A 10,227-nucleotide genomic window follows, 5' to 3' on the forward strand; every position below is an offset into this window, starting at 1 on the left:
ACGGCGGGATACCGGTGTACCCGCCGCGTTCGTAGAACCGGATCGCCTCGGGCTGACCTGTGCCGGTCTCCAAGTAGATCCGCGGCGCGCCGAGCTCCCGAGCCAGCGACTCGGCCGCGTCGAGCAACTTCACCGCCGCCCCGGTTCCGCGCGAGGTCGGCACGACGTACATCCGCTTGAGCTCAAGGCCGTCGAGCCCCGAAGCGGGGTTCGGCTGGAGCGCGCAGCAGCCGATCGCGGCGCCGCTCTCGCGCATCAACAGGAAGCGGATGTCCGCGGTCAGATGGTCATCGCTGTCCGCGCCGAACTCCGGATACCGCGCGCTCAGATCGGCGCGCAGCTCCTGGCGCAGCTTGGCCAGCTCCTCGTCGTCCGACGGCACCGGTTCGATCGTGATCACCAGGCCACGGTAGCCACGGGCCGTTTCCGCGGCGTTGCGGTGGTGTAACTCGGCTCTTCCAACGGGTAACCCGTGTTGGGTTGACCTTGTGCGCACTACCGTTGATCCATGACACAGGTCATCAGCGTGCCGGGCTACGGCGACGCGGACGTCGAGCGCTACGCCGTCGAGCCGGCCAGTGAGCTCAAGCGCACTGGTGGCGAGCGCACGCCCTTCCAACGCGATCGCGCGCGCGTCCTGCACAGCCTCGCCCTGCGCCGCCTCGCCGGAAAGACCCAGGTCGTCGCGCCCGGCGAGTCCGACTTCCCGCGCACCCGGCTTACTCACTCGCTCGAAGTCGCGCAGATCGGCCGGGAACTGGCCGGCTCGCTCGGCGCCGACCCTGACCTGGTCGAGGCTGCCTGTCTCGCGCACGACCTCGGTCATCCGCCCTTCGGCCACACCGGAGAGGGGGCGCTCAACGAGGTGACCGGAGCGATCGGCGGTTTCGAAGGTAACGCGCAGAACCTGCGCATCCTTACCCGCCTTGAGGCCAAGGTGATCCGCGCCGACGGCCGTTCCGCCGGCCTCAACCCGACCCGCGGCCTGCTTGACGCAGCGACCAAGTACCCGTGGGCGCGCCGTGCCGATACCGCAAAGTTCGGTGCGTACGCGGACGATCTGCCTGTGTTCTCGTGGCTGCGGATAGGCGCCCCGGTTGAGCCGGTCAAATGTTTCGAAGCACAGATCATGGACTGGTCCGACGATGTCGCGTACTCCGTGCACGACCTTGAGGACGCGATCTACGCCGGGCACGTCGACCCGAAGGTGCTGCTGATCGACGAGGAGCGGGCCGCGCTGTTCGAGCGCTCTCGCGGCTACGCCCCTGACGCCGAGCCCGCCGAGCTGGCTGCCGCGCTCGACCGGCTCCAGTCCGTCGAATGGTGGCCCGCCGAGTACGACCGATCCTTTGCCGCCCAAGCTCGCCTCAAGCGCGCGGCCAGCGAGCTGATCGGCCGCTTCTGCCTCGCCGTGGTGCACGCCACTCGCGCCGAGTTCGGTCCGGGGCCGCACACGCGGTACAACGCACAGCTCGTCGTACCGCGCCCGATCCGCCTAGAGAACGCGGTCCTCAAAGCAGTCGCGGCCCGCTACGTCATGGAGACCGAACCTGCCTTCGCGCTACGCATGCAGCAAGCCGCACTCATCCGCGAGCTGGTCGCCTTGCTCGCGAAACGTCCCGATCAACTCGAACCGCCCTTCCAGGCCTGGTGGTTCGATGCCCCGGACGACGCCGCGAAGCTGCGCGTCGTCGTCGACCAGATCGCCTCACTCACCGACGGCTCGGCCCTGCGCCTGCACGGTCGCCTTGTCGGAACTGCCGCGTAGAATCCCGACCATGGCCGGGCGCATCAGGGACGAGGACGTCAAGGCCGTCCGCGACGCGTCCGGGATCGCCGATGTGATCGGCGAGCACATCCAGCTGCGTTCGGCGGGCGGCGGAAATCTCAAGGGCTTGTGTCCCTTCCACGACGAGAAGTCGCCGTCGTTCAACGTGACCCCCGCGCGCGGCCTGTGGCACTGCTTCGGCTGCGGCGAGGGCGGCGACGTCATCACGTTCCTCACCAAGCTCGAGCATCTCTCCTTCAACGAGGCCGTCGAGCAACTGGCCAAGCGTGCGCGCATCGAGCTGCGGTACGCCGAGGGCGGCTACACCAAGCGCACCGAGGCCAGCGAGCGTGCGCGGCTGCTCGAAGCGCACCGCGTCGCCACCGAGTACTACCGCGAGCAGCTGATCACGCCCGCGGCCAAGCACGGCCGCGACTTCCTGATCGGCCGCGGCTTCGACTCCGCCGCGCTGGAACGCTTCGGCGTCGGATACGCACCCGGCGGCTGGGACGCGCTGGTGAAGCATCTGCGCGGCCGTGGCTTTACCGACAAGGAAATGCTCACCGCCGGCCTGGCCTCGGACGGGCGGCGCGGTCCGATCGACCGCTTCCGCGACCGGCTGGTCTGGCCGATCGCGGACATCGGCGGCGAGGTGATCGGTTTCGGGGCCCGTCGGCTCAACGACGACAAGGACTCCCCGAAGTACCTCAACACCCCGGAGACGCCGCTCTACAAGAAGTCCTCCGTCCTCTATGGTCTCGACCTGGCCCGCAAGGACATCGGCAAGCAGGAGCGCGCCGTCGTCGTCGAGGGCTACACCGATGTGATGGCCTGTCACCTGGCCGGCGAGACGACCGCGATCGCCACCTGCGGCACCGCGTTCGGCGAGGAGCACATCAAGATCCTGCGAAGACTGCTGGCCGACCGCAACCAGTACCTCGGCTGCGAGGTCGTGTTCACCTTCGACGGCGACTCGGCCGGCCAGAAGGCGGCGCTGCGCGCGTTCATGGAGGACCAGCGCTGGGTCACTCAGACCTTCGTGGCCGTGCAGCCGGACGGCATGGACCCGTGCGAGTTGCGGATCGCCCGCGGCGACGCGGCGGTCAGGGACCTGATCTCCGCGCGCATCCCGCTGTTCGAGTTCGCCATCAGGGCCCGGCTCGGCGAGTACAACCTCGAGACCCCCGAGGGCCGCGTACGTGCCCTGCGCTCCGCCTCCCCGATCGTCGCCTCGATCCACGACCCCGCGCTGCGCCCCGAATACGCCCGCCGGCTGGCCGGCTGGCTCGGCATCGATGACATACAGCTTGTCCTTTCCGAGGTCCGCCGCGCCGCCCCCTCCGTGAACCGCGCCGCCGCGCGCGCGACCGGCTCCCGCCCAAGCAACGCCGCCTCGACCGCATCATCCGCCGCGAATTCCTCCCCTGCGTCCGGTTCCGGCGCCAACCGCTCCGCCCCTAACGCCTCCGCACCCAACGCTTTCGTTACCGCGCCGACCGATCCCGCCTCTCGCCGTCAGCGCGAAGCCCTCAAGCTCGCGCTGCAGTATCCAAAGCTGGCCGGCGCCGCGTTCGACGGCCTCGGCCCGGAAGAGTTCACCGCGCCAGCCTATGCCGCCGTGCACGCCGCCATAATCGCGGCCGGTGGCGTCTCCTCGGTAACGGATCCGGTGTACTGGCTCAGCACCGTGACCGCTGCGGCAGCCGACGATGCGGTACGAGCACTGATCAACCGGTTCGCCGTCGAACCACTGATGCTGCGGGAGAACGCGAAGGGCGGCCAATCCGTCGACGCCCGCTATGCCACCGAACTGATCACGCGCATTTGGATCGACGCCGTGGAAGAGCGCCGCGCCGCCACCCTCTCCCGCCTCCAGCGGCTCGATCCGGTCGCGCACGCCGAGGATTACCTGAAGCTGTCGGTGGAGCTGAACGAGCTGAACATATTCCGGGCCAAGCTTTTCTCCTCGCTAGAAGCTTGATCCAACGCAGTTAGCGGCCCTCGCTTCCCGCGCCACCGTGCGCCACGGCTCGACATCTTTCCGTCACCGTGCCGATACCTGGCGTATCGCCGCCAAATCCACGGATTCGCCGAAGTTCTTGCCCGTCAGGAGGCGCGAAACGGTGCGTGCCGGGGTAGGGGAGGAGTCGTGGAATCCACACCGTGTGGAACCGACCGCGCCGCCGATCCGGCGGGGCGCGGTGCACAAGACGCCAGCGACCGGGAGCTCGGGCACCGTGTGAGGACGACGAGGTCCTCGGCGGCCCGGCGCGCTGGCCGGTGAAGTGGACGGAGTTCGTATGGACGGCGCCCTCGCACGTGTCATCGTCGGACCCACACCGGGCGGGACTCAGCAACAGGCCGCGCAGCAGCGCGGCGAGCGGTTCCTGTCCGTGGTCGCTCAGCCACGCGAAGCCACCGAGGTTGTCGAGACCGCGCCGCCGGAAAGCGCGCTGGCCGACACCCAGGAGCTGCCGCTGGCCCGGGTGATGTCGCTGCCGGTCAATCGGGACGCCGCACCCGATACAACCGAACCCGCCGTCATCGATTCCGGTCCCGGCAACGACGCCGGCCGCGAGTCCGACGTGGACGCGGAAGCCGCGGGGGGCCCTGACTCACCGGACGCCCCAGAGGCCGCCGACGCTACCCTGGCCGCGCCTGAGGACGCCCGTGCCCGCGACGCCCGGGAGCCCGACCCGGAGGAGCTGGCCGAGACTGAGGCCGAGGAGGAGCCGAGCCCGCAGGAGCAGGAGGCCGCCGACGCGCACGTGGCCGCTTGGGCGGACTCCGCCGGTCCCGCGGGCGACCTGTTCCGCCAGTACCTGCGCGAGATCGGCCGCATCCCGCTGCTGACGGCGGTCGAGGAGGTCGAGCTGGCCCGCGCCGTGGAGGCCGGCCTGTTCGCCGACGAGAAGCTGTTGCACTGCTTCGATCTGCGCCCCGAGGACCGCCGTGACCTACATGTCCTGGTCCTGCACGGCCAGGCGGCGAAACGCAAGCTGATCGAGGCCAACCTGCGCCTCGTCGTGTCCATCGCCAAGCGGTACATCGGCCGCGGTATGTCCATCCTGGACTTGGTTCAGGAAGGCAACCTGGGGCTTATCCGCGCGGTCGAAAAGTTCGACTATGCCCGTGGCTACAAGTTCTCCACGTACGCGACGTGGTGGATCCGTCAGGCGATGAGCCGCGCGCTCGCCGATCAGGCACGCACGATCCGCGTACCGGTGCATGTGGTCGAGCTGATGAACCGGGTGGTCCGGCTCCAGCGCGCGCTGCTTCAGGCGAACTCGATCGAGCCGACACCGGAGCAGATAGCGGACGTGCTCGGCGTCCCCGAGGAGCGTGTCGTCGAGGTCCTGCGGCTCGCTCAGGAGCCGGTCTCGCTGCACGCGCCGGTGGGCGAAGAGGACGACGTGGCGCTCGGCGACCTGATCGAGGACGCGGACGCGGTCTCCCCGGCCGACTCGGTCGCGGTGATGATGCTGCGCGAACACCTGGACACGCTGCTCTCGACGCTCGGCGAGCGCGAAAAGCGCGTCGTACAGCTGCGGTACGGACTCACGGACGGCGAACCGCACACGCTGGAGGAGATCGGCCGCACCTTCGGCGTAACGCGCGAGCGGATCCGTCAGATCGAAGCCAAGACGCTGGCGAAGCTACGCGGTCACTCGTACGCCGACCAACTCAAGGACTACCTGCGCTGAGCGCGAGTCTGTGGAGGCTGATCGGCTGTCCGCAGATCTAGAGCTACCCAGAGCCAGAGGACCGAGGCCCGAGGCCCGGAGCCAGTCTCCGGGCCTCTCTCCTGGGGCCTCTTCTCGCCGGCTCACTTGCTCACTCGCTCAGTCCGCGAGCGGATCCTCATCGAAGCGGCTCATGTGCTGCGCTGATCCGTTCGACCCAGCGTGCTTCACACTGCTGAACCGATCGCCGAACCGGTGGGTGACCGCTTCACCGGCATGTTTCACCTGATGTGCGGCCGACACCCCGGCATTCTTGGCGACGTGCGCCGCGCGATCACCAGCCGTGGACGCCGTATGCCGCACCCGCGGATCCGCCGCGAGCGACGACACCATGGCGGTGACCCGCTGGTAGAGCCCTGGACCGATCTTGCTCCCGGCCAGCAGCCCGAGCACCATCCCACCGACGAAGCTGATCTTGGCCTTCATCACCACTCCCAGCAACCGAAAGACCTCGACGAGCCGCGACTACCCGCACGCCGCATTACCTAACCAGGAACCCGTGCACGCTTACGCCACCTAGCCCACCGATCCGCCCCGACGCGCCGCCGATCCATGCCGCGACCCGCGCCGGATACCGAGTGGCGAAGCACCCCCCTGGATGCGCTAAGGTTGGTCGTCGCGAGGCCCCAGAAGCTCTCACCAGCGGAAGGCCGAGCAACCAGCATCGATCCCGCATAGCTCAATTGGCAGAGCAGCCGGCTGTTAACCGGCAGGTTATAGGTTCGAGTCCTATTGCGGGAGCGCACGACAACGTCTCCGAGGCAGCCGCCCCGGAGACGTTTCGCGTCTACCGCGGAAATGGTTGATTCCGGGCCTAACCGGGCACAAGCCATCCGTCGGTGGCCAGGGGCGGTAGCTCAGCCGGTTAGAGCAGAGGACTCATAATCCTTGGGTCGTGGGTTCGAGTCCCACCCGCCCTACCGAGGTTGGACATCTGACCTTCTGCCAGCAACTTTCAAAACAACATACTGCTACTACCCTTTGGCGGCGGCACTCGCAGTCGGTGCAAGACCGTAGGATTCGCGGCCATGACGCAACCGACAGCGGTGCTGTAGGTGCCGATTATTCGTCCGTGCTGGTCGGGCGGCATGTTCGTACTCGTGAGTATTCCGCCGACACGGTCGTGTCTTCGGACGTCGAGTTCGATGATCCGAGCCTGGTCGGTGATCGGCTCGGGCGCGGCGCGGTATGCAGCGGCGCGGTGGGATCGTGGCTGTTTAGGTGCCCATGGCTAGAGTACGAACGCGTGCCCGCCGGTGCGCAGCAGGCCGGCGCCGCTGTGCGCGTCCGGGGCGGAGAGCAGTTGCTGCACGATACCGGCCTGCGCGGAGAGATGCTGGATCTGGCGCTGCTGGTTCTCGGCGTGCACGCCCAGGCCCGCCGCCACGCCGGCCAGCGCGGCGGCCGCGGCCCAACCGGCCCACGCGGCGCGCCGTGTCCGTCGCCGGCTGGGGGCGTCACCGATCTCGGTGAGCGTGGGGTGGTGGGTGGCGGCCGCGCCCTGACCGGGACCGCTGTCGGCGAACTCGCCGTCTGCCGCGGGTGGCAGCTGGCGGGTGAGCGCGATGCGCGCGTTCAGGGCTGTTTTGAGTCGGGCTGGCGGTGCGCCACACCTCCAGCAGCACCTCCTGGGCGACCTCCTCGGCCTGGGCCGGATCGCGCAGGATCCGGCGGGAGAGCCCGAAGACCGGGCCGGCGAAGGCCGCGTACACCTGGTCGAAGGCCTCACGGTCCCCGCAGGCCACCCGCCGCAGGCACGCCTCACTCGAAGTGGCCCGCGCCGGGCGACCCGGGTCCTGGCCTGGCGCGCTCATCCTCACACCTTGCTTCGCAGTCGACCGCCCAGCGGATTGCCGCGCCGCGACCCACGCTTTCGTCCCCCGGCTTCCAGGCCAGCGGCCGACGCCGTACTCACCCGATCGAGTGAACGCCCACACCTGGCCAATCCGCTTAGGCGTCCGCGCCGAATCAGCGACCGTAGACGCCGGCTGGCGGCCCGATCCGGAGCGGGCCACCCAAGGCGGCGTCGCCTCTCGCATCCACGATGGCCCAGAATTTGGAGATCCTCCCCATGTCCGTGTTCACCGCCCGCCGCCTGCCGGTCGCGCTCGCCGCGCTCGCCCTGGCCGGAGGCCTGGCCGCGTGCTCCTCGAGCAGCGGCTCCACCGCCTCCGGATCCGGCACGACCAGCGCCGCCTCCTCCCCGATGGCCAGTGACTCTCCGTCGATGGCCGCGTCCTCCGCCGCCGAGGGAGCCGACTTCGGCTCGGCCTGCTCCGCCGTCCCGGCCAGCGGCGCGGGCTCCTTCACCGGGATGGCCCAGGACCCGGTGGCCACCGCCGCCTCCAACAATCCGGTCCTGTCCACCCTGGTCACGGCGGTCAAGGCCGCCGGGCTGGTCGACACCCTGAACAACGCCCAGGGCATCACCGTGTTCGCGCCGACCAACGACGCGTTCAAGAAGATCCCCGCCGCGACACTCAATTCGGTGCTGGCGAACAAGGCCGAGCTGACCAAGATCCTGACCTATCACGTGATCTCCGGGCGCCTCTCGCCCGATCAGCTCGCCGGCACCCACACCACGCTGAACGGCGGCACGGTGACGGTCACCGGCAGCGGCACGAACTTCACCGTGACCGGCGGCTCGGCGAGCAACACCGCGTCCGTGGTGTGCGGCAACGTGCAGACCGCCAACGCGACGGTGTACATCATCGACAGTGTCCTGATGCCCGCCAGCTGACCACGGCGACCCGGCGCCCGGACACGCCCCCAGGCACCCGGCGCGCGGCCCGGCTGACCCGCCGCGCGCCGGGCCCGACCATCGCGAACCAGCGCAGCACCCGTAGCAGCACTCACCGAAACCAGGTGATCCCCATGCAGGCCACCTCCAGCACATCCGCGGCGCGGCGCGGCACGCGCACGCGGCGGCTCCTGACCGGGGCATTGCTCGGGGCGCTGACCGCCGCCGTCGCGCTCGCAGTCGGGGAGATCACCGCGATCTTCACCGGCCCGGCCAGCGCCCCGGTCTACGCTGTCGGCGCCGCGGCGGTCAGCCTGACGCCCGCGCCGGTCAAGGAGTACGCGGTCGCGCACTTCGGCGAACATGACAAGCAACTGCTGATCACCGGGATCCTCGCCGCGCTCGCCGTGATCGCGCTGCTCGCCGGCGTCGCCGCGCTGCGCCGTTTCCCGCTCGGCGCGCTGCTGATCACGCTGTTCGGCGCGGTGGGCGTGGCAGCGGCCGAGAGCCAGCCGGACAGCGCCGCCGCCTTGGCGCTGCCCAGCGTCCTCGGCGCGGTCGCCGGCATCGGCGCGCTGCGGCTGCTCGTCCTCCTCTACCGCCGCACCCCGGCGGCCGCCGGCGACCTGGCGCATCCGCACTCACACGACGACACCGCTGATATCGACGCCACCGACACCGATCAGGCTTCCGCGCCCGCCGCCATTCCCGTGCCCACCCTCGACATGTCCGCCGTTCCCGCGACCGTCGCCGACAGCGACCGGCGGCGCTTCGTCACGACCGCGGCCGGTATCGCCGTCGGGTCCGCAGTCGCGGGCTTCGGCGCGAACCTGGTCATCGCGCGCCGCTACAACGTCGAGGCCGCGCGTGCTGCCGTACGCATCCCCCGGCCCGCCTTCCCCGCGCCCGCGCTGCCACCCGGCGTGCACCCTAACGTCGCGGGCCTGAGCCCGTTCTTCACAGGCAACGATGGCTTCTACCGGGTCGACACGGCGCTCGTACTGCCTCAGGTGCGCCCCGGCTCCTGGTCCCTGCGCATCCACGGCCTGGTCGACAAACCGATCGAACTGAGCTTCGCCGACCTGCTGCGCCAGCCCCTGCACGAACACGACATGACACTCTCGTGCGTCTCCGACCCGGTCGGCGGCCCCTACGTCGGCAATGCCCGCTGGATCGGCGCCTCGCTGCCGGACCTGCTGCGCGCCGCCGGAGTGCAGAGAGGCGCCGATCAGCTGCTGGCGCGCTCGACCGAGGGCATGAGCATCGGCACCCCGCTCTCCTCCATCCTCGACGGTCGCCCTGGCTTGATCGCACTCGCTATGAACGGCGAACCCCTGCCGATCGCCCACGGCTTTCCCGCCCGCATGCTCGTACCCGGCTTCTACGGCTACGCCTCCGCCTGCAAATGGGTCACCGACCTGTACGTCACCACGTTCGCCGCCAGCACCGCCTACTGGGCCGCACGCGGCTACGCCCGCATCGGCACCATGAAGACCCAGTCGCGCATCGACGTGCCCAAACCTTTCGCCCGCGTGAGCGCAGGACCGGTCACCGTCGCCGGCGTGGCCTGGGCCACCCACCGCGGGATCGCCGAGGTCCAAGTCCGCGTCGACCAAGGCGAGTGGCACAGCGCGCGGCTCGCCGCCCAGGACGGCCCCGACACGTGGCGGCAATGGACCTACCCCTGGCAGGCCACGACAGGAAGCCACAGCCTGCAGGTGCGCGCCGCCGACGCCACCGGTCAATACCAGACCAGCACCCGCGCCGACCCCTACCCCAACGGCGCCAGCGGCTGGGAAAGCGTCATCGTCACCGTCACCTAGGCCGTGTGTAAGAAGTTTCGCCGGGGCCGCGACGCCTGCCACGCACGCTCGCTGCGTTGGCGAAGCGTCCGCAGATGCCCGATATGAGGACGCTCCGCCGCCTTGCGATCGCACGCGCCAGACGCCGCGGCCTTGTCCGACGCTACTTCTTAC

At 69.7% G+C, this 10,227-nt stretch carries 9 protein-coding genes and 2 tRNA genes; 7 read left to right on the top strand and 4 right to left on the bottom strand.

What is annotated here, in order from left to right; translation table 11 throughout:
- On the bottom strand, positions 1 to 400 hold a 400-nt coding region (locus tag VN779_RS17090), incomplete at its 3' end, for a GNAT family N-acetyltransferase (RefSeq protein WP_325724450.1).
- Between the two features lie 108 nt (positions 401 to 508).
- Here VN779_RS17090 and VN779_RS17095 point away from each other — a divergent pair.
- The 3 genes from VN779_RS17095 to VN779_RS17105 all read left to right on the top strand — a co-directional run bounded on the left by VN779_RS17095 (position 509) and on the right by VN779_RS17105 (position 5,472).
- A complete protein-coding gene (locus VN779_RS17095) occupies positions 509 to 1,768 on the top strand; it encodes a deoxyguanosinetriphosphate triphosphohydrolase (RefSeq protein ID WP_325724452.1) in 1,260 nt (419 codons plus the stop codon).
- Between the two features lie 10 nt (positions 1,769 to 1,778).
- On the top strand, positions 1,779 to 3,749 hold the full coding sequence (dnaG, locus tag VN779_RS17100) for a DNA primase (RefSeq protein ID WP_325724454.1): 1,971 nt from the start codon (positions 1,779 to 1,781) through the stop codon (positions 3,747 to 3,749).
- Positions 3,750 to 4,068: 319 nt separating this feature from the next.
- Positions 4,069 to 5,472, top strand: coding sequence for an RNA polymerase sigma factor (locus tag VN779_RS17105; RefSeq protein WP_325724456.1), 1,404 nt, complete (start codon positions 4,069 to 4,071; stop codon positions 5,470 to 5,472).
- A 138-nt stretch (positions 5,473 to 5,610) separates the two neighbouring features.
- On the opposite strand, the gene VN779_RS17110 is transcribed toward VN779_RS17105, so the two are convergent.
- The gene (locus VN779_RS17110; RefSeq protein WP_325724458.1) at positions 5,611 to 5,937 is read right to left on the bottom strand and encodes a hypothetical protein; all 327 of its coding nucleotides are present in this window, start codon (positions 5,935 to 5,937) and stop codon (positions 5,611 to 5,613) included.
- A 242-nt stretch (positions 5,938 to 6,179) separates the two neighbouring features.
- On the opposite strand from VN779_RS17110, the gene VN779_RS17115 reads away from it, so the two are divergent.
- Both VN779_RS17115 and VN779_RS17120 read left to right on the top strand, forming a co-directional pair.
- Positions 6,180 to 6,252, top strand: a tRNA-Asn gene (locus VN779_RS17115).
- Between the two features lie 105 nt (positions 6,253 to 6,357).
- Positions 6,358 to 6,431 (top strand) — tRNA-Ile (locus tag VN779_RS17120).
- 311 nt (positions 6,432 to 6,742) lie between these two features.
- On the opposite strand, the gene VN779_RS17125 is transcribed toward VN779_RS17120, so the two are convergent.
- Positions 6,743 to 6,898 carry a hypothetical protein gene (locus tag VN779_RS17125; protein WP_325724460.1) on the bottom strand — a complete coding sequence of 52 codons (156 nt, stop codon included), beginning with the start codon at positions 6,896 to 6,898 and terminating at the stop codon, positions 6,743 to 6,745.
- Positions 6,899 to 6,968: 70 nt separating this feature from the next.
- Entirely contained in the window at positions 6,969 to 7,325 is a 357-nt protein-coding gene (locus VN779_RS26675) for a sigma factor (protein WP_325724462.1), read from the bottom strand.
- 257 nt (positions 7,326 to 7,582) lie between these two features.
- Between VN779_RS26675 and VN779_RS17135 the strand changes: the two genes are divergently transcribed.
- Both VN779_RS17135 and VN779_RS17140 read left to right on the top strand, forming a co-directional pair.
- A complete protein-coding gene (locus VN779_RS17135) occupies positions 7,583 to 8,251 on the top strand; it encodes a fasciclin domain-containing protein (RefSeq protein WP_325724464.1) in 669 nt (222 codons plus the stop codon).
- Positions 8,252 to 8,385: 134 nt separating this feature from the next.
- Complete coding sequence (locus VN779_RS17140) at positions 8,386 to 10,074, top strand: molybdopterin-dependent oxidoreductase (RefSeq protein ID WP_325724466.1); 1,689 nt, start codon at positions 8,386 to 8,388, stop codon at positions 10,072 to 10,074.
- Positions 10,075 to 10,227 lie beyond the last annotated feature (153 nt).

Source organism: Actinocrinis sp., from assembly GCF_035605935.1.
In the GTDB taxonomy this organism is placed as follows: domain Bacteria; phylum Actinomycetota; class Actinomycetes; order Streptomycetales; family Catenulisporaceae; genus Actinocrinis.